At 61.9% G+C, this 22,694-nt stretch carries 24 protein-coding genes; 8 read left to right on the top strand and 16 right to left on the bottom strand.

Annotation, left to right across the window (positions count from 1 at the left end):
- Positions 1-182: 182 nt before the first annotated feature.
- Positions 183-1,151, top strand: coding sequence for a PfkB family carbohydrate kinase (locus JIN81_RS13940; RefSeq protein ID WP_200280894.1), 969 nt, complete (start codon positions 183-185; stop codon positions 1,149-1,151).
- Positions 1,152-1,204: 53 nt separating this feature from the next.
- Here the strand turns inward: JIN81_RS13940 and JIN81_RS13945 are convergent, their stop codons facing one another.
- From JIN81_RS13945 to cdaA, 3 genes are all read right to left on the bottom strand, one after another.
- The gene (locus tag JIN81_RS13945; RefSeq protein WP_200280897.1) at positions 1,205-1,531 is read right to left on the bottom strand and encodes a four helix bundle protein; all 327 of its coding nucleotides are present in this window, start codon (positions 1,529-1,531) and stop codon (positions 1,205-1,207) included.
- 113 nt (positions 1,532-1,644) lie between these two features.
- A complete protein-coding gene (gene bioD / locus JIN81_RS13950; protein WP_200280900.1) occupies positions 1,645-2,271 on the bottom strand; it encodes a dethiobiotin synthase in 627 nt (208 codons plus the stop codon).
- A gap of 96 nt (positions 2,272-2,367) precedes the next feature.
- A complete protein-coding gene (cdaA, locus tag JIN81_RS13955; protein WP_200281175.1) occupies positions 2,368-3,219 on the bottom strand; it encodes a diadenylate cyclase CdaA in 852 nt (283 codons plus the stop codon).
- A gap of 610 nt (positions 3,220-3,829) precedes the next feature.
- On the opposite strand from cdaA, the gene JIN81_RS13960 reads away from it, so the two are divergent.
- A complete protein-coding gene (locus tag JIN81_RS13960) occupies positions 3,830-4,753 on the top strand; it encodes a hypothetical protein (protein ID WP_200280904.1) in 924 nt (307 codons plus the stop codon).
- Here JIN81_RS13960 and JIN81_RS13965 read toward each other — a convergent pair.
- The 9 genes from JIN81_RS13965 to JIN81_RS14005 all read right to left on the bottom strand — a co-directional run bounded on the left by JIN81_RS13965 (position 4,728) and on the right by JIN81_RS14005 (position 10,579).
- Positions 4,728-5,231, bottom strand: coding sequence for a rhodanese-like domain-containing protein (locus JIN81_RS13965; protein WP_200280907.1), 504 nt, complete (start codon positions 5,229-5,231; stop codon positions 4,728-4,730). The genes JIN81_RS13960 and JIN81_RS13965 overlap by 26 nt on opposite strands.
- Positions 5,228-5,935, bottom strand: a complete 708-nt coding sequence (locus JIN81_RS13970; RefSeq protein WP_200280910.1) for a DUF1573 domain-containing protein — start codon at positions 5,933-5,935, stop codon at positions 5,228-5,230. The genes JIN81_RS13965 and JIN81_RS13970 overlap by 4 nt, the downstream gene beginning before the upstream one ends.
- Positions 5,936-5,943: 8 nt before the next feature.
- Entirely contained in the window at positions 5,944-6,405 is a 462-nt protein-coding gene (locus JIN81_RS13975) for a hypothetical protein (protein ID WP_200280913.1), read from the bottom strand.
- A 35-nt stretch (positions 6,406-6,440) separates the two neighbouring features.
- Positions 6,441-6,995, bottom strand: coding sequence for an anti-sigma factor (locus JIN81_RS13980; RefSeq protein WP_200280916.1), 555 nt, complete (start codon positions 6,993-6,995; stop codon positions 6,441-6,443).
- Entirely contained in the window at positions 6,976-7,533 is a 558-nt protein-coding gene (locus tag JIN81_RS13985; RefSeq protein ID WP_325100888.1) for a sigma-70 family RNA polymerase sigma factor, read from the bottom strand. The genes JIN81_RS13980 and JIN81_RS13985 overlap by 20 nt, the downstream gene beginning before the upstream one ends.
- Before the next feature lie 126 nt (positions 7,534-7,659).
- Positions 7,660-8,844 (bottom strand): FAD-dependent oxidoreductase, encoded by a 1,185-nt coding sequence (locus JIN81_RS13990; protein ID WP_200280922.1) that lies wholly within the window; start codon positions 8,842-8,844, stop codon positions 7,660-7,662.
- A complete protein-coding gene (locus JIN81_RS13995; RefSeq protein ID WP_200280925.1) occupies positions 8,841-9,086 on the bottom strand; it encodes an acyl carrier protein in 246 nt (81 codons plus the stop codon). The genes JIN81_RS13990 and JIN81_RS13995 overlap by 4 nt, the downstream gene beginning before the upstream one ends.
- 66 nt (positions 9,087-9,152) lie before the next feature.
- On the bottom strand, positions 9,153-10,187 hold the full coding sequence (locus tag JIN81_RS14000; protein WP_200280928.1) for a BPSS1187 family protein: 1,035 nt from the start codon (positions 10,185-10,187) through the stop codon (positions 9,153-9,155).
- Positions 10,188-10,243: 56 nt separating this feature from the next.
- A complete protein-coding gene (locus tag JIN81_RS14005; protein WP_234044926.1) occupies positions 10,244-10,579 on the bottom strand; it encodes a hypothetical protein in 336 nt (111 codons plus the stop codon).
- A gap of 61 nt (positions 10,580-10,640) precedes the next feature.
- On the opposite strand from JIN81_RS14005, the gene pyrE reads away from it, so the two are divergent.
- Complete coding sequence (gene pyrE / locus JIN81_RS14010; protein WP_200280934.1) at positions 10,641-11,207, top strand: orotate phosphoribosyltransferase; 567 nt, start codon at positions 10,641-10,643, stop codon at positions 11,205-11,207.
- 7 nt (positions 11,208-11,214) lie between these two features.
- Here pyrE and JIN81_RS14015 read toward each other — a convergent pair whose 3' ends face one another.
- Both JIN81_RS14015 and JIN81_RS14020 read right to left on the bottom strand, forming a co-directional pair.
- Complete coding sequence (locus tag JIN81_RS14015) at positions 11,215-12,009, bottom strand: hypothetical protein (RefSeq protein ID WP_200280937.1); 795 nt, start codon at positions 12,007-12,009, stop codon at positions 11,215-11,217.
- An 82-nt stretch (positions 12,010-12,091) separates the two neighbouring features.
- The gene (locus JIN81_RS14020; RefSeq protein WP_234044927.1) at positions 12,092-12,823 is read right to left on the bottom strand and encodes a hypothetical protein; all 732 of its coding nucleotides are present in this window, start codon (positions 12,821-12,823) and stop codon (positions 12,092-12,094) included.
- Positions 12,824-12,929: 106 nt separating this feature from the next.
- Here JIN81_RS14020 and JIN81_RS14025 point away from each other — a divergent pair, with 106 nt between their 5' ends.
- Genes JIN81_RS14025 through JIN81_RS14035 form a run of 3 tightly spaced genes read left to right on the top strand, consistent with a single transcriptional unit; the run spans position 12,930 to position 18,866 of the window.
- The gene (locus JIN81_RS14025) at positions 12,930-14,402 is read left to right on the top strand and encodes a sulfatase (RefSeq protein ID WP_200280977.1); all 1,473 of its coding nucleotides are present in this window, start codon (positions 12,930-12,932) and stop codon (positions 14,400-14,402) included.
- A 3-nt stretch (positions 14,403-14,405) separates the two neighbouring features.
- Positions 14,406-16,616 carry a beta-N-acetylhexosaminidase gene (locus JIN81_RS14030; RefSeq protein WP_200280980.1) on the top strand — a complete coding sequence of 737 codons (2,211 nt, stop codon included), beginning with the start codon at positions 14,406-14,408 and terminating at the stop codon, positions 16,614-16,616.
- A gap of 15 nt (positions 16,617-16,631) precedes the next feature.
- Positions 16,632-18,866, top strand: a complete 2,235-nt coding sequence (locus JIN81_RS14035; RefSeq protein WP_200280983.1) for an alpha-L-fucosidase — start codon at positions 16,632-16,634, stop codon at positions 18,864-18,866.
- Between the two features lie 4 nt (positions 18,867-18,870).
- On the opposite strand, the gene JIN81_RS14040 is transcribed toward JIN81_RS14035, so the two are convergent.
- Positions 18,871-19,971 carry an aminopeptidase gene (locus tag JIN81_RS14040; protein ID WP_200280987.1) on the bottom strand — a complete coding sequence of 367 codons (1,101 nt, stop codon included), beginning with the start codon at positions 19,969-19,971 and terminating at the stop codon, positions 18,871-18,873.
- Between the two features lie 98 nt (positions 19,972-20,069).
- Here JIN81_RS14040 and purN point away from each other — a divergent pair, with 98 nt between their 5' ends.
- Entirely contained in the window at positions 20,070-20,645 is a 576-nt protein-coding gene (purN, locus tag JIN81_RS14045) for a phosphoribosylglycinamide formyltransferase (RefSeq protein ID WP_200280990.1), read from the top strand.
- Here purN and JIN81_RS14050 read toward each other — a convergent pair.
- Positions 20,642-21,535 carry a PEP-CTERM sorting domain-containing protein gene (locus JIN81_RS14050; RefSeq protein ID WP_200281006.1) on the bottom strand — a complete coding sequence of 298 codons (894 nt, stop codon included), beginning with the start codon at positions 21,533-21,535 and terminating at the stop codon, positions 20,642-20,644. The two genes, purN and JIN81_RS14050, sit on opposite strands and share 4 nt — an antisense overlap.
- 200 nt (positions 21,536-21,735) lie before the next feature.
- On the opposite strand from JIN81_RS14050, the gene JIN81_RS14055 reads away from it, so the two are divergent.
- Complete coding sequence (locus JIN81_RS14055; protein ID WP_200281009.1) at positions 21,736-22,653, top strand: AAA family ATPase; 918 nt, start codon at positions 21,736-21,738, stop codon at positions 22,651-22,653.
- Positions 22,654-22,694: the final 41 nt, after the last annotated feature.

The raw sequence follows: 22,694 nt of genomic DNA on the forward strand, positions 1-22,694 counted from the left end.
GAGCGATCTGAGGCGTTCCCAGCACTCAACGAACTCGCTGATCCATTGGCTGGATACAGAATTCCTGACCAGGCCTGTCTCTTTTTGAAGACCTGTGCCCCCCTGCGGCCGTCCCAGCGATTCGGACTGGTCAAGAAGGGCTCGATGGCAATGCTTCGCGCTTCGCAGATTCCCAACATCCCATGAATTCTCAATCCCAAGCCATTCTCGTCGGCGGCACGGTCGCGATCGACAACGTCAAAACCCCTGGATCTGAAGGCACCAATCTTCTGGGCGGCTCAGCGTCCTATGCTGCTCTGGCTGCGAGCTTCTTTACGCCCGACGTCCGATTGATCGGCATCGTTGGCAAGGACTTCCCGGCTGAGCATCTCAATATGCTCGAGAACCGTGGGGTCAGCCTCACCGGGGTCGAGCGTTCGGAAGGCGATTCCTTCACTTGGAGCGGTGAATACCTGGAAAACATGAACGAGCGGGTGACTCACACGGTCGGCCTCAATGTTCTCGAAAGCTGGGAAGTGAAGGTGCCGGCCGAGATCGCCGACGCGCCCATCGTGGTGCTCGCCAACATGTCGCCCGACAACCAACTGCAGATGCTCGAAGGGTGCACCGCACCTAACAAGTTCGTCATCGCCGACACCATGGATCTGTGGATCGAGATCGCCAACGAGCGCCTCCACGAAGTGCTCAAGCAATTGGACTTGTTCGTCATCAATGAAAGTGAAGCCCGCGAATTCGCGGGAACAGGCGACCTCATCGAGGCCGGACGCATCCTGTTAGGAAAGGGCCCGCGTCACGTGGTCATCAAACTCGGTGAGTTCGGCGCGATGCTGTTCACCGGCAATGGTCAGGATCTTGGTAACGGTGACAGCCTGCCGTGTCCCGAAACCTTCTTCCGCTGTGCCGCATTCCCGCTCAAGAAACTCGCTGATCCGACCGGTGCAGGCGACACGTTCCTCGGTGGCCTTGCCGGCTACTTGGCAGCCAATGCCAACGGCGACTACTCCTTCGAACAAATCCGCAAGGCGGTGGCCCAAGGCTCCGTGGTGGCATCCTTCACCTGCGAGGCATTCTCGACCCGACAGCTTGAGGCGATCACGCAGGACGACATCGACGCTCGCATGGAGGCATTCCGCCAGATGAGCAGTTGGTAATTGTCGATTTGAGATTGCGGATTGCGGATTGCGGATTGCGGATTTTGTTGCGACTAGGGGCGTTGGGACTTGGCGGTCTTGATGGAGGCTACGGTGATCGCCAGTAGCTCGTTGGCTTCGTTGATGAGGCTGTCGAGCCGTTGTGCTGGCAGCAGTTCGTCTGCAACGATCAATTCAAGCCAGAAGATGGTTTCGTCGGCCTCTTCCTCGACAATTCCCAGTTTGTAAATGAAGTCCGGGGAGCTCTTGGCTCGGGCAGCAGCTCGGTAGTTGGCCGCGACTGATGTTCCACTCTTGCAAAGCTGCCGTCCGATGACCCACCCCTTGGTCCCATCCGGCAAGGCCTCCACCACTTCAAGCACACGAAGCGCAAACTTCATCGTGCGAGCCTTCAGTTCTCCCGGTGTCATCCATTAAACTTGGCCCTAACACCGCCGCCTCCGCAATCCGCAATCCGCAATCCGCAATCCGCAATCCGCAATCCGCAATCCCATCATTTGAGAAACGGCTCGATATCGAGAAAGTCCTGGCCGTGGATGAGTTCGGCGAGAATCGGTGCACCTGTTAGCTCCTCGATCATTCCCTTGTTCGTGACAGCCGCAGTGTCCTGCTCCTCCTGGAGATTGTTCAGGACCAGGCCGGCGACCTCAAGGTCGCTCGCCCGGATGTCCTCGACAGTGAGAATCGTATGATTGAGGGCTCCGAGTCGGTTGGCCACCACCACAATCACCGGCAAGCTGAAATCCGTGGCCAGATCGGCCATGTCATAGCCATCGGCCAAGGGCACACGCCACCCACCGGCTCCTTCGACGACCACCGTGTCGTGTCGCTTCTCCAGCATTTTGCATGAGGCCACGAGCGAGGCCGGGTTGACCTTCATGTTGGCGAGCATCGCCGCCACCTTCGGAGCCACCGGCGCCTTGAGCCACACCGGATTGACCTCGTCGATGTTCAGCCCCCCCGAGGCTTCGGCAAGTAACGTGGCATCGTCACGCTCGCCGCAGCAGACGGGCTTGAAACCCACCGCATCTCTCCCTTCCGCACGGAGTCCCTGGACGAGCAGGCGACTGAACCACGTTTTGCCGACACCGGTATCGGTGCCTGTAATGAACCAACTCATAGACTTTCGTTGATGACGCGACGCTCCTCTTCGGGCACCTCAAGGGCCCTGGGAGGCTGCTCAACCTTCCACATGCCCTCCTTGGTCAGGTGGGCCTTAATCAGCATCCAGACTACCGTCGCCAGAATCAGGGCCACCATCTTCGGCCCCCAGTGTTTGCGGAACGCTTTTCTCATCGTCGTTGGTTTTGCTGAGGAAGATCTCTTCCATTCTCGTGCGGAAATCACCGGGTTCAAGGTCCCGTTCCATGCTTCCCTCGCTACAGATCGAAATCGCCCCCGTCTCCTCGCTGACCACCACGCAGATCGCATCAGTCTCCTCGGTCAAGCCCAGGGCTGCCCGGTGGCGCAAGCCGATTGATCGGTCCGACATCTCCCGCTGGCTCACCGGGAGCACACAGCCCGCGGCACGGACCTTCTCGCCGGCCAGGATGATGGCTCCATCGTGGAGCGGCGACTTCGGAAAAAACACGCTCATCGCGAGTTCGGGCGAAAAGTCGGCATTCAGACGCACCCCCGTGTCCTCCTGCGGTTTGAGGGAAATGTTCCGCTCCAACGCGAAAAGCGCTCCAATCCGCTTCTTCGAAAGCATGATGACCGCATCATCGAGGCTCTCGAGGAAGACGATCTGCCGACGGTCATTGCGCAGCAACCAATCGAGCCAGCGACTGCTGCCGACGCGGGCCAGCGCGGTGCGGATCTCCGGTTGAAAGATCACCGGAAGCGCGACAAGCAAGACAAGTAGCGCGCGGGTGACGATCCACGTGATCACCTGGAGGCGGAACAGCTGGAGCAGGGCGGTCAGGACGACCAGGATCACCACCAAACCGACAAGAATCCGGGCGCCACGGGTTGCCTTGAAGGCACGGTAAATCTGATAGATCCCGATGGTCAGAATCAGGATCTCGATACCGTGTCTCCAATGCAGACGAATGAATTCCCAGACCATTGACAGCGCCAAACTAGCGCTACCAAGCACGGTCTGTCACCTGCTAGTTTACGAAACCGGCGATCCCATCGCGGGGCATCTGGCGACCCGTCACCGAGTTGGTGTCATCGCAAGAACCGCGCGTCATTGACCTCAAACTCGATTTCCGTTAACCATCCCCGTCCCGTCGGCCCCCAAATCGTCGATGTCCCCCACCATTCTCAAGTTCACCTGCTCTCATTGCCAGACTCCGCTGACCGTGCCCGCAAGCATGGCAGGCGTCGAGGGGCCGTGTCCGAAATGCGGACAAAGCATCAAGGCACCCGACGCTCCGCACTCCACCGCCCCGGCATCCTTTGCCGCGGAACCTCGGGAAAAGCCACGGACCAGTCATCCCGCCAGAATTCCCGAGCCACGGGAAAAACCACGAAGTCACGAGGACTTCGCCGGTCGACCCAGCATCCCGCCAGCCCCCCGAGGGCTGCCCGATCGCCCCGCCGAGAGGAAGGTTGCGGTCAAGCACTCGACCAACGAAGCCGCTTCCGCGGTCAGCAACCGGCGGCGCCCGAGCTCCGAACCCAGCGCCCCAGCGCGGGAAAGGAGCTCAGGTTTCTCAAGGTTTGCCGCCCCGATGCTTTTTGCGGTCGTCAGTGCAGCCACCGTTTACCTCCTCCTCTATCACTTCATGCCTGGTGGCCCCGGGCAAACGAATCGCGAAGTCCACGCTCATCCGCCCGAGCCCACCGGTCAGCCGACCGGTCAGCAAGTGCGGCAGCCAGCAGGCAACCCAACGACACCCTCAGCGACAGGACCGACCCCCTCCCCGAGGAATCCGACGACCACGCCCGTAGCTCCAGCCCCCACCCCGGAATCGCTCGCTCCAGCCGAGAAGTGCGATCTCGACGAAGCGAGGACGATGCTCATGTCATTCTTCGGTCGCAAGACACTTGAGGAGCGGTTGAACATGGCCGAGCCCGCCCGATCGGCCGAACCCCTGAAAGGCGGCATCCTCGATGATACCCTTCCCCCAGTCGGCGAAGCCCTTGCCGGTTCACCGACTCGCAACATGCTGGAGGACTATCTCGATATCCCATTCAACATCCAGTTTCCCATCCCTGATGGCGCCGAAGGCGAAACGCGGGATACGTTGGTGATCGTCAGGAAGCGGGGCGATGAAACTCCCAGGATCCTGATCGATCCGCTGCTCGACCTGGCAGGCGGAGCACTCGACGCCTTTGCTGCTGAACCCGTGGAAGGCCAGCAGACCTTCCATGCAGTGATCGAGGCCGTGCCCCGTTGCTTCGAGGTCGAGATCCCGAATGCCGACAAGAAGTTCACCTACAAGATCTCCTCCTCCACCCGTCAGAGCGAGATCACCCGAGCCTACGCAAGCCTCCTCTCTCCGCTCGCCGAACAACTCTACTCGCCGGATTCCGGCATCGGTTGGGGAAGGCGCCTTCGAGCCACGATCGTGCTCGAGTGGAATACCACCGAAGATCCGGACCGCCCCTACATCGAGATGCGCGAGATCAAGGCCCTGAACTGGAATTCTTGATCAGTCCAGCGGCACGCAGGGCGACATGGCCACCTTGCAGGATGCGGACATCGCTCGGGACCAGGCCCTCGAATTCGCGCCGCAGGCGCTCCGCCAGCTCGTGACTGAGCGAGCAATTCAGGTCGTCGCAGTAGATCACCATCATGCGCGCACCAAACAGCTCGTTTTCATGTCGGGCCAGCTGCGTCACCAGATCCTCCTCGGATAGGCTCGTGATGCTGATGGACCCAGGCAGGCCATCCCGCTTCCAGCGGCCGACGCGGCGCGCGTCCACCCACAAGATGCCTTCGCCCTGCGCCCCCTGAAGATCCTCCAAGCGGACCTCTCCATCGCGCAACGGAGGCAGCTCACCCAATTCGAGGCTGTCCTTGAACTCTTTCTCCGGTAACCCGGAAGGCCGCCCGTCCACCATCCAGTGTCCGAAGCCAGCCACGACGGCCACTCCGACAATCACCGCCAGTTGGGCCGAGCTCTTCATCGGGGAATGGGGCTCTGTTCAGGCAATTCATCAGCCACCGGCTGCCGAACCATCGCAAAGGTCCGCTGGGTGGCATGGCGCGAAATCGGGCAGTCCGTCTTGATTTGGACAATCCCGAGAGCCGCCTTTTCCGTCGATGCCGGAAGGATCTCGAGCTCGTAACTCTTGCCTTCCTCAATCGTCTTCAACGTGGATGTGAATGCCTCGGTGTTCACCTCCGCCGAGAGCACCTTGATCGGCTGCTCGTAATTCATCGTGATTTTGACCGTCTGAGGTTCAGCAGGAGCCCCGATCTCCCAGCGCAGCGTTTTCGGCTCGATCTGGACGAGTACCGGAATGTTCACCCGCACGGTAAGCATCACCGAAGGAGTCGCCTCGGGATCATCGTCGAGCCAGACCTGAAGGATCTTGTCGACCTGGCCGGAGAAATTGCCCATGTCGAAGATCGCACGGATCACACCCGATTCCCCGGGGGCATAGACCAGCTTGCCGCCTTTCACCTTCAAATTCATGCACGAGCAAGCCGCATGATATTTCGCAATTCTGACCGGCTTGTCCGTGTCGTTGGTGAAATCGAAATCGGCCGTGACGATGGTCTCGGTCGGTTCGACCTCCAGCGACTTCAGAACCTCATCGAATTTCAGGCCCGCTGCGCCGGCCAGCGATACAAGGCAGCCGAAAATGAGAATCGTGATGGCTTTCATCGCCGAGACTATGACGCCGATTTCGGCTCCAATTCCACTGAAATGATCAGTCGCCCACCACGCCACTCGGGGCCGAGCACCAACACCGGTTTCCCGACCGCCAGCAGGATCCCGGATTTCAGCACCTTCTTACGACTCAGCCAGAGCTCCAGATCGAGCCGAATCGACTCCTCTGCCAGCCGCTTCTGGACCTCAAAGCGGCACAAGATCTCATCGCTGCCCTTGATCGGTTGGGCCCAGTTCTCATAGCTGCGGAATACCGGCTTCTTGTCATGCCCCAACTCACGGTAGTGGTCGAATTTCAGCTGCTCCTGAGCCTGCAGACGCTCAGCCGTCTCGTCCGCCACCTCCGCCGCACGTTCACCCGCAACCGATGGGTCTTCATCGGTGCCGAAATACACCCGCACCGCGAGCTGACCGACCACATCGCGGCCCGGATCCGCGCCCAGTGCCGCTGGCCACGCCAGCACGGTCAGCAAGATCCCCCATAAAAACCGGCCCCGCTTCATCGTTCGTCCTTCGACGCCATTGGCCGGGTTTCAGGTTCACGCATCACCGTCGCAGGAATCTCCCAGCTGTCTGGAATCGCATCCACCCCAGCCAAGACGATGACCGTGGCGTCCTCGCTGTTCATCAGCTCGGCATTCACACCCTTCTGCGGCGTGTAAAGCACCGGCGTGAGGTCCGCGACGGGAGGAGGGACAATTTCCGACTTCGGTCCGCCGCGGCCAATCCAAATGCCCAGCACCAGACTCGCTGCCGCCGTCAGCGGCACCAACCAACCCAAAAACGAGGAACCGTTCGGTTTGCGCGAAGCTGGAGCAGTCTCGCGGACCTCGATCTCGCGACGGATCCGGGCATTGAAAAACTCCCCGTTCGGCAGGTCTTCATCCGCAGGGATGGTCGAGCCAAGCAGCGACCTGGTCCGACGCGCCAGCTCCCGGCGCTCGGCCCACTCGGCCTGACCGGAGGCCCACACCTCGACCTCGGTGTGAACACTCACATCCAGCTCATCCTCGACCCACAGGGCCAGGAGTTCGTCATCGGGCTTCGTATTCATCTTTCAGCAGTTCTTGGAGTTTATGGCGGGCGTAGTGCAGGCGGCTCATCACGGTGCCGATGGAGCAATCCATCACCTCCGCAATCTCCTTGTAAGCCAGTCCGTGCACATCCTTGAGGACCACCGACTGGCGATGATCCGGGGAAAGTTTCGCCAAGGCGGCCTCAATACGGGCCCTCAGCTCGCCGGATTTCAGGGCGTCATCGGGACGCTGCTCCACGCTGGGCGTCGTCACCGACGATGGATCCACCTGACCTTCACCGAAAATCTCATCATTCAGCTCACCGCCCGCCTCAGGCCGCTTCTTGCGCACCCAGTCATAGACCGTGTTGTGGGCGATCCGATACAGCCAGGTCGAGAAACGCGCCCGAGCCTGGAACCGCGGCAGCGCCTTCCATGCCTTGATGAACGCCTCTTGGGACAAGTCCCAGGCGTCGGCCTCATTTTTGACCATTTGGCGAATCATAGCGAATATCCTTCCTCGGTGACGGGTCACCAACTCGTCGTAGGCCCCCGAGTCACCGGACTGGGCGCGCACAACCAATTCCTCGTCGCTCGGCTCATCACCGGGCTGCGGGGATTCCTTGGACGGCTTGTTGCTAGGATTATTCAACCGATCTACACGCAGATTGTTTCGCCCGGCTCCACGGAGCAAGCCTCGTTCTCACGACCCTCCCGGAACGCCCTCCACCGCCATTCGGCCCGCCGCTTCACCCGTGGCGAAGCACGTCCCCATCACCCGGATCGATGCCTGCGCCTCATGATCGCAGGAAAGGCACCGCCCGGCCACGAACAGGCGCTCAAACCCATCCGCCTGCAGCGCCCCCGCCGGGATCCCCGCGGCGCGCGCATCTTTCAAATACCGGAGCTTCGGACCGCGGTTCGTCTCACGCAGTTCCAGGGGCCACGTCGCCCATGCCACATCGTCCTCATGGGTGGCACCGGCCAGCACCTCCTCGCCCGTCAAAGTCGCCCTACCCCTCCATCGACGGCTCTCACGCACCCCGGCCCGGATCGGCCAGTGAGCAATGTAAGCGCCGCCCCAGCCCCGCTGATGGTCACGCAGGTAAGCCACCACCTGGCTCGCCACCTCACGCCCTGCCACCTCGATCGCTGACAGGCAAGCCGGGTCCGTCGGGTCATAAGCGCCCTGCTCCTCGCCGGACAAATCCAGCGTTCCAAAGATCTCACCAGCCCGGCCGCTGGCTCGGAAATGCATGCCAAGCGCCGCCTTGGTCAAAGCCCCGGCACGCATCCCTTCCACGATCCGACCACTGAGCTCGAGCGAGTTCAACTCCCCCGAAACCCCCTGCACCCCGCACACATAGGCCGGCCGCTGCAGACGTACCGCCTCCGTCGGTTCAGCCGCCCCCATCAGGAACTCCGCCCCGACCGCATCGCCACTCGCATCGATCACCGAGTCCGCCTCGATCACCCGCCTCGCCCCACGGCAAACCACCTCAGCCCGCCAGCCCGGCTCCAGCGAGACCAGCTCGGAGTGAAACAACAGGTCGACCCCCGCTTCGCGAATCAACCGGTCGGACAAGCTCGCAAACTCCACCGGATGCTGTGGCAACACCCAAACCCGGCCCATCTTTACCGGACCCAGCCCCGTCGCCCGCTCCATCCGCTCGGCGATCTCCGAGCTGATCCCCGGATTCGCGATCTCCGCGCGGTCCCCATCGAGCAGATACAATCCACAGAACGTGTGAACCAAAGCCGCCGTTCCCATGCCGCCAAGCAGACCATTGCGCTCGACCAAGAGCGTCCGGGCCCCAGTGCGCGCCGCCGTCACCGCCGCCGCCAGCCCCGCGCTTCCCCCACCGATCACCAGCACATCGACCTTCATTGGCGTGCCTGGATCGTTGCCGCCAGCTTCTCCGGCGTCCCGAGATTTTCCCGACTGGCATCCTCCGCCCCCAGCGCCACCCCCCAACGCTCCTCGATGATCACGATCAATTGCATGACCGCCATCGAATCCATCCCGAGTTCGAACAGGTCGCTGCCCGCACCAAAATCATGCGGCAACTCGAACAGCGCTTCCTGCCTCAGCATCTCGACCACCTCATCGGTCCGGCAACCCTCACTCATCCCCGCCAGCATCGGTCCACTCCCCCCATCGGGCAAGCAATGGATGACCGCCCGACGCAAGCCACCTCACGGCTTCGGCGGGCGATTCCTCAGATCCAGCTCACAGTCCGCCTCAGCAGCCACCGGATCCCCCACCCGCTCGACCGGATGGGTGAACAAATACCTCCATACCTCATCATGCGCCCACCCGCCCGACTCCGTCTTCTTCGCCTTCGGGCCCGGGACCACCGCACCGTGCGCCACCTGCGCGCTCCCCCCGACATCGAAGTCCGTCACCAGCCTCCGCGTGTCCCCGAATGGCGGCTTCGCATCCTCCACATTCACGATCGGCCCGAAGTCCCCCAACCCCAGCATCCGCCAGGACCGACAATAATGGTCGCCGACCCAGCCATCATCGAGGACATGGGAAAACATGAAATACCGGTTCTCCGGCGTCGCCGAGGGTAGCCCCTGCCAGGCCTGAAACTGGTCGCGCGGTCCACAGAACCCAACCACCCGGGCCACCTTCACATGCTTCGCGAAGCGCGCCGCCGTCGTCGATCCATGCGACGCCCCGGACACGATCACCTTCTCCCAGTCCAACCCCGAACCATCCGCCGCGAGGAACTGATCCCAATCCCCCTCGGGATGCTTTTCCGACAGCCAGCGGACAAATTGGTGGCTCCGTTCCATCATCCCATCCGGCTTGGCCAGATCCACCTCATCACTGAAATCCTCACCCGTCGCCGCTTCCAACCTGAGATTCCCCCGGCTGTGTTCGCCGACCGGTTGCTCCTGGCATTTCAGCCCGAACCAATGCCGGGCATAATGAGGCTGGATCACATGAAGCCCATAGCCATTGAGCAGCTCGAAAAGCTCATCCTTCGGCGCCATCAGCCAGATCACCAGTCGACCACGACTCGCCACCGCAGGATCCACACTCGCCACCTGCGTGTCCGCCGGCTTCCCCTCGTCCGTCTCGAGCAGGAACCCCAGCTCCGGATACGCCTTGCAGCGGGGATCGATCACACTCGCCCGTTCAGACATCACCTTCCTTGTGGCCGACCCGGCCGCCACCACCTGAACCACGCACAAGGCCACCACAAAACATCGGAGAGTCATGCCCCCAACGCTGTGCCACCCACCCTGCCCTGCACAGCGTGAATCGTGTCCACCCCTCATCGGGAAAACCGCCTCCGGCGAATCACCGCCCGGAGCCACAGGAAGACCGCCACACAGGTCGGAATGGAGAACACCAGAACGCACAGCGTCCCCAACACCCCCAGAAGATGGAGCGCCACCCTCGCCACTTCCCACAGGTCGACACCAACCGACAAATAGTGGACAACGAACGAGAGCGAAAACCCAACGCTCGCCAGCCCCCCGCACCAGAACAGGGCACGCAGATACTCGGCCTCCTCGCGGGCCAACCGTTCCAACCTCCGATAGGCCTCCTCACTCGCTGTCCTCTCATCCTCCACATCGGGAATCTCCCCAACCACCTCCCAAGGCACAAGCCCGACCGATCCACACTTCTCACTTGGCACTCGGCACTTGGCACTCTCCACTCCAGCCATGTCCGACGCCGCTTCTGCCCTGAAATCCCTCCTTCTCGAAAAGTCCGTCCGCACCGGCACCTTCACCCTCGCCTCCGGCAAGGAGAGTGACCTCTACATCGACTGCCGCATGACCGCCATGGACCCCTTCGGCGCCAGCCTCATCGGCCAGGTCGGCTGGGCCGCCGTGCGCGAGAAAATCCAGGCGGAAGGACTCGAAATCGATGCCATCGGCGGCATGACCCTCGGCGCCGACCCCATCTCCCTCGCCGTCGGCATGACCTCCGCCAGCAGCCACCCCGACGAAGCCCTCCAGGTCTTCACCGTGCGCAAGGAGCCCAAGGGCCACGGCCGTGGAAAACAGATCGAAGGCAACTTCTCCTCCGGCAATACCATTGTGGTGGTCGATGACGTCATCACCACCGGTGGATCCACCCTCAAGGCCATCGACGCCATCGAACGCGAAGGCGGCAAGGTTGCCTTTGCCCTCGTCCTCGTCGACCGCGAAGAAGGCGGCCGCCAGGCCATCGAAGCACGCGGCATCCCCGTCGTCGCACTCTACAGCCGCAGCACCCTGTTGGGCTGAAACACATTCATTCGCCCGGAGCCCCCGCTCGAGCCCGGGGGAATTCCGGATGCCTCAGATCGAGCTCATAGCCCTCGGGCCAAAGGCCGCTCTCGGGATCGAACAATGCCTTTCCGTCCTCGGTGACCACGCCTCCATCGGCATCGCCGAGCTCAAGCGCGCTTGCCGAGAGATCCAGCCTCAACACCACCACCTTCCCGGCGAACCCGTCTTCATGGAAGCTCGTCGTGCCTTCCTTCATCGGAGCGGCGATCAAAGGCAGGCCGGCAGCCTGACTCGAATCGAGGCCAGCCACGTAGCTGAACCCCACCTCGCCCGGCTTGAGGGCCTCGCCGGGAGTGATGATGTTGTCCGGCCTGACCGCTCTCGGATGCTTGCAGTGGAAAATGTCCTCACTCTGGATCCCGTAGGCGATCAACTGGCGAAATAGCGCATTCGAACTCTGACCGGCCAGATCCAGATCCGTTCCCGTTCCACGAAGTACGGCATCCACCGTGGACTCATCCGGGAACTTCCCGAATTCCTGGTCAAACTCCAACAGCGCCAACCCCACCTGCCTGGCATTGCTGATCGCCATGGTGCGTGACATACCATCGCCACAGCTGCGTCGTAAGAACAGCGGAAGCGAGACCCCGATCGCCAACAGGATCATCACGATCCACAGCACGATCATTCCCAGACTCCAGAATCGCTTGGTCGGCACGCTCTCAGGATCCTCATCCGGCGCATCCCCCCAATCGTCATCTTCCGGTTCCTCGTTCCAGTCCGAATCATCTCCCTGCGGTTGGTCCTGATCGTTCATCCTCACAAGCTAGATGAGGACCCCACCCAAGTCACTGACCAACTCAAGCCCTCCAACAAGCCCGGGACACAGATTCAGAAACTCACTTCTCCGGATGCCGCAGGTCGATCACATGACCCGCAGGCCAGATCCCATTCTTCGGATCGAACAAGGTCTGGCCCCCTCCAATCGTCAGGCGACCATCCGCAGCGCGGATCGTCAGAGCTTTCGCCGAAAGGTCGGCTCGCAGGATCACCCCCTTGTCCGAGAACGGCTTGTCGTGAAAGGAGGTCGTCCCCAGCTTCATCGGTGCCGCCAGCAGGGGCAGCGACGGATTCATCGACGTGTCCAACCCCGCCACGTAGCTGAACCTCACTTCCCCGGGCTCCAGCGCCTGAGGACCTCGTATCTTGTTGTCCGGGCGCTTGTCCCTGAACTCAGGGTGACCGCAGTAGAAGATATCCTCACTTTGGATCCCGTAGGCGATCAACTGCCGGAACATCGCATTCGAACTGCTCCCACTCAGGTCGATGCCCGTCGAGGTAGTCCGCCGCACCTCGGCCACCGTCGTTTCATGGGGAAAGCGCCCATATTCCTGATCAAACTCCAACAGGGCCAACCCCACTTGTTTGCTGTTGCTGATCGCTTCGGTCCGCTCCGCTGCCTTGGAGCTCCGCAGGATCATTGGCGAGGAAAGCAAGACAACGACCACCAGCATGAAGACCAGGGTAATCACCATGGCGGCGGTGAAATTCTTCTTGTGAGTCAAACCATGCCACCCCTGCGGCGGCACCTCTTCGGGAGGCTCAACGTCCGGCGGCGGCTGTTCCTGCATCGTCACGGCATCAGTCCAGCAGATCCCGACCGTCCCGTCAGGCCTGCATTCCCTCCTCACACCCGGCCTTGCATCGGCACATTTCACAGGCTAACCCTCTCCCGCGATGCGTCTTGCTCTATTTTTCGCCATCTTCCTGCACTTTCCTGCCTACTCAGCAGGAAAACCCAATCTCGTCTTCTTTTTCGTCGATGACATGGGCTGGCAGGACACCTCGGTGCCTTTCCACCGCGAAACCACCGACCTCAACCAAGACTACCGCACCCCCCACATGGAGAAGCTGGCGGCGGATGGCATCAAGTTCACCCAGGCCTACGCCTGTGCCATCTGCTCCCCTTCCCGGGTCAGCCTGATGACCGGCATGAATGCCGCACGCCACCGGGTGACCTGCTGGACCCTGCGCAAGAACGTCTCGCCCGAGGGCAACCACCCGAAATTCAGAAGCCAGAACTGGAATCTCAATGGCCTCCAGCCAACCGGCGCCGGCGTTGAGCGCAGCTTCGAGGCCGAGACCCTCCCCGGCCTGCTGCGCAAGGCAGGCTACCGCACCATCCACGCCGGCAAGGCGCACTTCGGCGCCAAGGACACCCCGGGCGCCGATCCATCGAATCTCGGCTTCGACGTCAACATCGCCGGTTCCTACATGGGCGGTCCGGGATCCTACCACGGTGACCGGAATTTCTCCGCCGAATGGCGAGGCGGCGGCAAGATCTGGGACATCCCCGGACTGGAGAAATACCACGGCCAAAAGATCAATCTGACCGAAGCCATCACGCGGGAGTCCATCGCCGCCGTCGAGCAAGCCGTCGCGGATGAGAAACCCTTCTACCTCTACCTTTCCCACTACGCGGTCCACGCCCCATTCGAGCCGGACCGGCGCTTCATCGGAAACTACGCCGACAAGGACTGGCCCAAGCACAAGAAAGTCTACGCCTCGATGCTCGAAAGCATGGATCGCTCGCTTGGCGACATCCGCGCCACACTCAAGCGCCTCGGCGTGGCGGACCAGACCATCATCGTCTTCATGTCGGACAACGGTAGCCCGCGAAACAACCCGAGAAACCTCCCGCTCCGCGGTCACAAGATCACCGGCTGGGAGGGCGGAACGCGCGTCCCGCTCCTCGTCCACTGGCCCCAGGTCACCAAGCCGGGCACCACCACCGACACCCCGGTCATCATCGAGGACATCTTCCCCACCTTCCTTGAAATGACCGGAACCCCAACCCCGGAAAACGACGGAATGAGCTTCACCGAAGTGCTCCGAAACCCATCCACCGACCGCAGCAGGCGCCCGCTGTTCTGGCATTCCCCCAACCACTACGACCAGCCGCCCTACAGCGCGGTGAGACTCGGCGACATGAAGCTCATCCACTGGCCCGCCAAGCGCACCGTCGAACTCTACGACCTCTCCAGCGACCTCGGCGAAACCCACGACATCGCCTCGAAGAACCCCGAGCGAACCCAGTTCCTCGCCAAGCTCCTGACCGACTACCTGCGCGATGAAACCCACGCCCTCATGCCCATCGACCGAGAGACCGGCAAGCCCGTCCCGTATCCATCCGAAATCCTTTCCCACTGAACGATGAAACACCTACTCCTCTGCAGCCTCGCTCTGTTCACCCCGCTGGCCGCCCAGCTTCCACTCATTCCCAAGCCCGTGTCTCTGCGCATGGAGCAGGGCTCCGGCCTGCGCCTGACGGATGAAACCACCATCACCCACAGCGGTGAGGAAACCGCCCCGGCCGCCGAGCTGCTCGCCCTCTCACTCCGCCCCCCCACCCGCCTCAAGCTACCCGTCAAACAGGAGTCGGGCGTCAGTCTCGGAAACATCCACCTTCAGCTCGGCGACGTCCCCGATACCACCGGCCGCGAAGCCTACCAGCTCGTCACCCGGGACGATGGTGCCGTCCTCACCGGACGCACCCTCGCCGGCCTGATCAACGGCACCCAGACACTCCGCCAGCTCCTCGACCCCGGTGCCTTCCGTACTTCGGCCCACGACCTCAGTGATTGGACCATTCCCACCGTCACCATCACCGACGAGCCCGCCTATCCATGGCGCGGCATGATGCTCGATGTCTCGCGCTACTTCTTCACCAAGGAATACGTCCTGCGCTATCTCGACATGATGGCCATGCACAAGATGAACGTGCTCCACTGGCACCTCATCGACGACGCTGGCTGGCGCATCGAGATCAAGAAATACCCGAAACTCACTGAGATCGGCGCATGGCGCGGCAAAGGCAATCAACGCTACGGTGGATTCTACACCCAGACCGACATCCGCGAAATCGTCGCCTACGCCAAGGAACGGAATATCGAGGTGATTCCTGAAATCGAGATCCCCGCCCACACCCTCCCCGCGCTGGTCGCCTATCCGGAGCTCGGCTGCACCGGAAAGCAGTTCGAGGTCCCCACCAGGCACTCGATCTCGCCGGAACTCTACTGCGTCGGCAAGGAATCCACCTGGACCTTCCTCGAAGACGTCATGAACGAGGTCTGCGAACTCTTCCCCGCCAAATTCGTCCACATCGGCGGCGACGAAGCCCGCTACCAACGGTGGGACGCGTGCGACCACTGCCAGGACCGACGCAAAAAAGAGGGCCTGAAATCCAGCAAGCAGCTCCAGGGCTGGGCCACTACCCGCATCGAGCAGGTGCTCAAGAAACACGGCAAGCAAATCATCGGCTGGGATGAAATCCTCGACTGCGGCGTGAGCAATCAGGCCGGCATCATGACCTGGCACAAGCCGAGCACCGCCGTCGATGGAGCCAAACGCGGCAACCCGGTCGTCATGGCACTCACCGGACACGCCTACTTCGACGTGGCGGAAAGCAAGCTCCCCGGCGAACCACCGACCGCCACCTGGATCCCTCCCATCTCCCTCAAAAAGGCCTATCGCTGGCACCCCACACCCGACGGACTCGATCCCAAGGCCGCAGCCAATATCCTGGGAGCCAACGGCTGTGTCTGGACCGACCAGTTCCTTCATCGCGCAGACGTGCTCGCCGACAAACCCGGCCAAGGCACCACCGCCTCGGAAGCCTACGTCGACTACCTCAGCCTGCCACGCATGGCCGCCCTTGCCGAAGTCACATGGACTCCCCGCGAATCACGGGACTACGAGGACTTTAGTAAACGCATGGAAGCCCACTACCTGCGCTACCAGCACGCTGACTACCACTTCCGCATGCCCACACCCCGCCTCGAGGTGAAGCGTCAGCCGGACGGCAGTCTCCTCGTCACGGGGGAAACACCCATTGCCGGCGGCTCCATCCACTACACCCTCGACGGCTCGGAACCCACCGCGGAATCCCCCGGACTCACCCAACCGCTCACCGCACCGGAAACCGCCACCTTCAAGGCCGTCACCGTCGCAGCAAACGGCGACACGAGCCTGACCTGGACCTACATCGATGCCTCCAACAAGTTCGCCCACCTCGGTAGCAAGATCGGCGAGTGGAAGTCGGGCGAAGTCGGCAACAAGAAGCCGAAAGAGGTCGTCTTCGATGCCACCGGATTCATCAACGAAAACGGCACCTACCTCATCACCTTCCAATACACCGGCGGCAAGCACCGTCTCGACATCGACGGCATCGAGGTAGTCCGCAACGACGTCGACCCGGTCGGAAAGGACATCCACCACGGCTTCACCGGTGGAAGCAGGAAGGACAACGTCTACACCATCAAGGTCGACAATTATCAGACCGGCGCCTCATTCAAGGTGAAGGCACTCATCTACGGCGACACCGGCGATGACTCGAACGGCGTCGTCCTCATCCGCAAGAAGTAGAACCCCTTCGCTACCATGAAAATGCTCCTGCTTCCACTCATCGTCGCGGCGTCATTCGCCGCCGAGAAGCACATCCAGACGGTCGCGCTCAGCGGCAACGAGACCGACGCCCAGCTGCTGGAAATCGCCTCGAATGTCGTGGCCTCGCCACGCCAACTCGCCTACCACAAGGAGGAGTTCATCGGCTTCATCCACTTCGGCCCGAACACCTTCACCGGAAGGGAATGGGGCAACGGAATGGAAGACGCCAAGGTCTTCGCGCCCGAGGTGGTGGACACCGACCAGTGGTGCCGCGTCATGAAGGACGCGGGCATGACCAAGGTCATCATCACCGTCAAACACCACGACGGCTACTGCACCTGGCAGACGCGCTACAACGACGCATTTTCCGTGCACCAGTCGCCATGGAAGGATGGCAAGGGAGACGTGCTCCGGCAGCTCGCGGACTCGTGCCGCAAGTTCGACCTCAGGCTCGGTGTCTACCTCTCCCCGGCTGACCTGTTCCAGATCGAGAGCCCGGATGGACTCTATGGCAACGAGTCGAAGCCACGCCCATCCGTCATCCCCACGGATCCCGCCAGCCTGCAGAGCGACCCACTGAAACCACGGGCCCGGACCGAGGGCAAACCGGCATTCCAGCACGAACTGGACGACTACAACCGCTACTTCATGAACCAGCTCTACGAGCTTCTCACCGAATACGGTCCGGTTCACGAAGTCTGGTTCGACGGAGCGCACCCGAAGCGGAAGGGCGGCCAAACCTATCGCAAGGACCTGTGGTTCTCGATGATCCGCCAGCTGGCACCCGACGCCGTGATCTTCGGAGGTCCCGATGTCCGCTGGTGCGGAAACGAACACGGTGGCACCCGCGCCAACGAGTGGAACATCCTGCCAATCGGCGACATGAACCTCTCCGGCCTCGACCGGACCCCTCAGGACATCGGGTCGGATGCCCGCATCCTCGCACGGAACTACGAGGTCTATGGGAAAAAGCAGACGGCGAAGTTCCTGAACTACATGGTTTCCGAAGTCGACACCTCGATCCGCAACGGATGGTTCTGGCGCAACGAGCACGAACAGAACGTTCGTTCCGCCGATGAAATCTTCGACATCTACGAGCGCTCCGTCGGCGGCAACGCCGTCTTCCTGCTCAACGTCCCGCCCGCCACCGACGGCAAGCTCGGCCCGCGCGACGTGGCCTGCATGACCGAAGTCGGGAGGCGGGTTCGCTCCACCTACGGCACCGATCTGGCCCAAGGATTCCGCACCACGGCCAAGGGCGTCGACGGTTCAGACCTCGATAGCTACTGGCAGCCGGAAGGCATCAAGGGCAGTTTCGAGATCACCCTGTCGGAACCCCGCACCATCAACCGCATCGCCCTGCAGGAAGCCATCGGCAAGGTCGGGCAACGGGTCAAATCCCATGCGCTGGACGCGTGGATCGACGACAAGTGGGTGGAGATCTCATCGGCCGGTGTGATCGGCTACAAGCGGATCCACCGCTTCGACGAAGTGACCACCTCCCGCTTGCGCGTCCGCATCCTGGATTCCCGGAATACCCCGTCGATCGCCACCCTCACCGCCCACTACTACGCGGCCCCACCCCAGGCCGTGTCCATCACGCGCGCCCCGGATGGCAGGATCTCCCTCACCACACCCCGCCCCGGCCCGGCGATCCACTACACGCTCGACGGCAGCCAACCCGACGCCGGGTCGCCACGCTTCACCGACCCTTTCGACCTCCCCGAAGGAGGCACCGTGCAAGCCACCAGCATCGTCGGCGACCAGAGCGGGCCGGTCAGCGAAGCCACCTTCGGACTCCGCCCGCAGGGTTGGAAGATCACGGCCAGCAGTGAACACGCCGGGTATGAGGCCACCAAGGCGATCGATGGTGACACCGCCACCTTCTGGCATTCCTCATGGGCGGCAGGACATCCGGCACACCCGATCGCCCTCACCATCGAGCTGCCTGAAACCACCGCGATCCGCGGATTCACCTACCTGCCACGCCAGGACAGACGCGTCCCCGACAGCATGGTCGAAGCCTGGCGCATCGAGACCAGCCCCGACGGCAGGGAATGGACGAAGCTCGAGGAAGGGGAATTCGGCAACCTCCTCAACGATCCCAGCCAGAGGACCCACCTGTTCGACGAGCCCGGGCGCACCCGCTGGTTCCGCTTCGTCTCGCTCCGCGGTGCGCAGGGAAAACCCTATGCCGGCGCCGCAGAGATCGAACTACTAGGGAAATAGTCGCTCATCCGTTCAGCTTCGCGAGGGACTTCGGCAGGAACACCCCGTCCTTGCGGATCAGCTTCCCGTCGAAGCAGATCTCACCACCGCCGTAGTCCTTGCGCTGGATACAGACCATGTCCCAGTGCACCTGCGAGCGGTTTCCGTTGTCCGCCTCCTCGTAAGCCTGACCCGGCGTGAAGTGGAAGGAACCACCGATCTTCTCATCGAACAGGATGTCGCGCATCGGATGGCGGATCTCCGCATTGTAGCCGAGTGCGAACTCGCCGATGAAACGTGAGCCCGCATCGCTATCGAGGATCTTGTTGAGTTCCTTATTCTTCCCGGGCGACTCCGCTTTCACGATCCTCCCCTTTTCAAAGGTGAGTTTGACCGAATCAAACGGGATCCCCTGGTAGATCGTCGGCGCGTTGTAGCTCAGGACACCCTCAATGCTGTGCTTCACCGGTGCCGTGAATACTTCGCCGTCGGGAATGTTGCAGGTCCCCGCACAGGTCACCGCCGGGATGTCCTTGATGGAGAATCTCAGGTCCGTGCCCGGCCCCTTGATCTCGACCAGGTCGGTCTTGTCCATCAGGCGCTTCAGCGCGTTGGCCGCCGGGAGCAGCGCCTTGTAGTTCACCAGACACACCTTGAAGTAGAAATCCTCGAAGGCCTCGGTGCTCATTCCCGCCTGCTGGGCCATCGATGGAGACGGCCAGCGCAGCACGCACCACTTCGTCTTCTTCACCCGGCGATCGAGCACGGGACGCAGATACTTCATCGCCAGGGCCATCCGCTTCGCCGGCACATCGCTGCTTTCCGCGATGTTGTCGCTGCCCCGCACCGCGAGGTAGGCGTCCACATCCTTCATCTCACCCATCAGGTGCTTGGCGAGCGTCTTGTACTGGTCATCGGTCGCCCCTTTCAGCATCTCACGGGTCAGGCGCGAATGGTTGATCCGGAGCAGCGGCACCCCACCCTTGCGGCGGGCTTCACGGATCAAGGCCAGGCCGATCGAGTCGGGCACATCATAGAGATCGATCAGGATTTTCTCACCCTTCTTCAGGGAAACCGAATAACCCACCAACTGCTTGGCCAACTCATCAACGCGCGGATCGTGCATGACTCTTCCCTGAACTCCGGCACCGCCCATGGCAAGACCCAAGGAGACAGACAGTTTTCGGGTTTGGCGATCCGCCCGGAAGAGGCCAACCTTCGCCCATGCGCCTCGGCATCCTCGGTTCCGGTTCCGGATCAAACATGCAAGCCATCCTCGATGCCATCGACGATGGCTCCCTCGATGCCTCCATCGAGCTCGTCCTCTCCGACAACCCCGATGGCTTCATCCTCGAACGCGCCCGCAAGCACGGCATCCCCACCGGGCTCATCGACTGCCGGGGCTTCAAACAGAAATTCCCCGACGAGGCACAGACCGAAACCGCGCAGGCACTCAAGGACGCCGGCGTGGAACTTGTCTGCCTCGCAGGATTCATGCGCCTGGTGAAACAACCACTACTCGATGCCTTCCCCGAGCGCATCATCAACATCCACCCTTCCCTGCTCCCGGCCTTCCCCGGCCTCGAATCATGGAAGCAGGCGCTCGATGCCGGAGTGCCCGAAACCGGCTGCACCGTCCACTACGTCGATGCCGGCATGGACACCGGCCCGACCATCATCCGCGCCAAGGTGCCGGTGAAGCCCGACGACACCGCCGAGACCCTGCACGCACGCATCCAGGAGCAGGAACACCGCATCTACCCGGAGGCCATCCGGATCATTTCAGCCGGAGGCGCCTAGCGACGGCGCCTCAGCAGCAAGGCGACACCCCCAAAAAGCAAACTGACCACCGTGGGCTCCGGAACAGGAACCCCGGCTCCGATCGTACTTTGGTTGGTCGTTCCTCCGGTGCCATCAAGCGACTTGCCCGGGATCGAAACCTGCTCGCTCGTCGCACCCGCTCCAAAGCCCGGCAACGCCGTGTAGGCCCCGAACTGACTGTAGACATAGACCAAGGCGTTCTCGTCATCTCCGAACAGAGTCTTCGGGACGAAGATGAAGGCATCTCCTCCACCACTGCCGCTGGAGAGCCTCGCATCCAGGAAAACCGTGTTGTTTCCTCCATCACCCTGCATGTCATAGATTGGGATTCCCAGTGAAGCGCCCAGAGTTGCCAGGGAGTCCGGCAGAGTGGAAGGATCATTGGCACCACCCACCCATATCTTGAAATCATCCATCGAGATGAAACTCTCGGGAGCGGAATTCGACTCATTGATGTCCACCACGAAGATGTAGGCACTTCCCGTGCTGTCTTCGATCAGATCACCCACCCGAATCACGGGATCGAATCCACCTGGGATTTTTGAATCCATCCGCGCCCGGTTGTAGCCGGCTTCGATCACGTTGCCTTTTCCATTCGGTGGCGTCAGTCGATACAAATCGCGGAATACCCCCGAACCCGAACTTCCTTCCACCGAAGGATCCCGGAACAGTGCCCCATTGAGGAAGCCACCACGAAAGGTCGCTCCCGTCCCGCTCGTGAGAACGTCCGGCTCCAAACCTGAACCGAAATTGGTGTTGGTTAAGTTCAGGACCGCTCCGAAACTCGTGCCATGCAGAACCATCCCCAACAGGGTGAGGCGCCGCAGGATCGACGGTCTCTCATCTTGAGGACCAAATCTGGATATCATGTCGTAAGGGTGATGGGTGAAGGGCGGCCCAAAGGATACTCGATTCCCCCTTGTCGCCGACCGCGGCACGCTACCCTCACCCGACAAATACACAAGCTTTGACAATCAACATGCCCTAGACGACTGCCGTTCCGCCCTCCCATCACTTTTCCTCTTTGATCCTGCCCATCTAGAACGTTGTCTCTTCCTGCACCTTTGCCATGGCACCCTCTTCCCTTACCCCCCTTCGCGATCGACTCACCCGGACCGTCCTCGGCTCGGAGTCCGCGGCCCAGCTGCTTCTGGTTTCCCTCCTCGCCCGTGGCCACGTGCTGATCGAGGGCCCGCCCGGCATCGGAAAAACCTCGCTGGCCCACACCCTCGCCAGCTCGATCGGCGGGACCTTCAAACGCATCCAGTTCACTCCCGACCTGCTCCCGTCCGACCTACTCGGCTACTCGCTCTACCGCATGGACCGGGGCGACTTCGAATTCATCGCCGGGCCTGTTTTCGCCCACTGCCTGCTGGCCGACGAAATCAACCGCACCTCACCCCGTGTCCAGAGCGCCCTGCTCGAATGCATGAACGAGCAGCAGGTCACGCTCGATGGCACCACCCATGCACTGCCCGACCCCTTCCTCGTCATCGCCACCCAGAATGACGCCGATCGCCACGGCACCTTCCCGCTTCCCGAGCCTCAGCTCGACCGCTTCCTGCTCTCCATCCACATGGACCTGCCGGATGCCAGCACCCAGAGCCGGATCCTCCTCGGTCACGCCAGCGGAGAAATCAATGGCCACGATGAGTCAGACACCCTCATCGAGCCGGAGCAGGTTCTCGAGCTTCAGCGACAGGTCCGCGAAATGCCGCTCCACGAAAGCATGGCCAGCTACATCACCGCGCTGTGCGAAACCCTTCGCCGACTGACGGGGAGCGACCATTCGGTCTCCGTGCGGGCTTCCCTGGCCGTCATGCAGGCCGCACGCGCCGTGGCATTCCTCGAGCAGGCCCCGGCCGTGCATCCCGACCACATTCAAGCCATCTTCCCCGCCGTCCTCCGCCACCGCCTGGTCACGACGGACGGCTCGGACCCGCTCCCGCTCATCCAGACGACCTTGGAGAGCACGGAGGTGCCGTGATTACCGACTCACGAAAACTCAGCTCCGCAGGCCACCCTGTG

It is taken from the genome of Haloferula rosea (assembly GCF_016595525.1).
In the GTDB taxonomy this organism is placed as follows: Bacteria; Verrucomicrobiota; Verrucomicrobiia; order Verrucomicrobiales; family Akkermansiaceae; genus Haloferula; species Haloferula rosea.

Excerpts from the sequence above, each read along its gene's own strand:
- JIN81_RS13940 (WP_200280894.1), top strand. The coding sequence starts at position 183 with ATGAATTCTCAATCCCAAGCCATTCTCGTCGGCGGCACGGTCGCGATC.
- JIN81_RS13945 (WP_200280897.1), bottom strand. The coding sequence starts at position 1,531 with ATGAAGTTTGCGCTTCGTGTGCTTGAAGTGGTGGAGGCCTTGCCGGAT.
- bioD (WP_200280900.1), bottom strand. The coding sequence starts at position 2,271 with ATGAGTTGGTTCATTACAGGCACCGATACCGGTGTCGGCAAAACGTGG.
- cdaA (WP_200281175.1), bottom strand. The coding sequence starts at position 3,219 with ATGGTCTGGGAATTCATTCGTCTGCATTGGAGACACGGTATCGAGATC.
- JIN81_RS13960 (WP_200280904.1), top strand. The coding sequence starts at position 3,830 with ATGCTTTTTGCGGTCGTCAGTGCAGCCACCGTTTACCTCCTCCTCTAT.
- JIN81_RS13965 (WP_200280907.1), bottom strand. The coding sequence starts at position 5,231 with ATGAAGAGCTCGGCCCAACTGGCGGTGATTGTCGGAGTGGCCGTCGTG.
- JIN81_RS13970 (WP_200280910.1), bottom strand. The coding sequence starts at position 5,935 with ATGAAAGCCATCACGATTCTCATTTTCGGCTGCCTTGTATCGCTGGCC.
- JIN81_RS13980 (WP_200280916.1), bottom strand. The coding sequence starts at position 6,995 with ATGAATACGAAGCCCGATGACGAACTCCTGGCCCTGTGGGTCGAGGAT.
- JIN81_RS13990 (WP_200280922.1), bottom strand. The coding sequence starts at position 8,844 with ATGAAGGTCGATGTGCTGGTGATCGGTGGGGGAAGCGCGGGGCTGGCG.
- JIN81_RS13995 (WP_200280925.1), bottom strand. The coding sequence starts at position 9,086 with ATGAGTGAGGGTTGCCGGACCGATGAGGTGGTCGAGATGCTGAGGCAG.
- JIN81_RS14000 (WP_200280928.1), bottom strand. The coding sequence starts at position 10,187 with ATGACTCTCCGATGTTTTGTGGTGGCCTTGTGCGTGGTTCAGGTGGTG.
- pyrE (WP_200280934.1), top strand. The coding sequence starts at position 10,641 with ATGTCCGACGCCGCTTCTGCCCTGAAATCCCTCCTTCTCGAAAAGTCC.
- JIN81_RS14015 (WP_200280937.1), bottom strand. The coding sequence starts at position 12,009 with ATGAACGATCAGGACCAACCGCAGGGAGATGATTCGGACTGGAACGAG.
- JIN81_RS14020 (WP_234044927.1), bottom strand. The coding sequence starts at position 12,823 with ATGCAGGAACAGCCGCCGCCGGACGTTGAGCCTCCCGAAGAGGTGCCG.
- JIN81_RS14025 (WP_200280977.1), top strand. The coding sequence starts at position 12,930 with ATGCGTCTTGCTCTATTTTTCGCCATCTTCCTGCACTTTCCTGCCTAC.
- JIN81_RS14030 (WP_200280980.1), top strand. The coding sequence starts at position 14,406 with ATGAAACACCTACTCCTCTGCAGCCTCGCTCTGTTCACCCCGCTGGCC.
- JIN81_RS14035 (WP_200280983.1), top strand. The coding sequence starts at position 16,632 with ATGAAAATGCTCCTGCTTCCACTCATCGTCGCGGCGTCATTCGCCGCC.
- JIN81_RS14040 (WP_200280987.1), bottom strand. The coding sequence starts at position 19,971 with ATGCACGATCCGCGCGTTGATGAGTTGGCCAAGCAGTTGGTGGGTTAT.
- purN (WP_200280990.1), top strand. The coding sequence starts at position 20,070 with ATGCGCCTCGGCATCCTCGGTTCCGGTTCCGGATCAAACATGCAAGCC.
- JIN81_RS14050 (WP_200281006.1), bottom strand. The coding sequence starts at position 21,535 with ATGATATCCAGATTTGGTCCTCAAGATGAGAGACCGTCGATCCTGCGG.
- JIN81_RS14055 (WP_200281009.1), top strand. The coding sequence starts at position 21,736 with ATGGCACCCTCTTCCCTTACCCCCCTTCGCGATCGACTCACCCGGACC.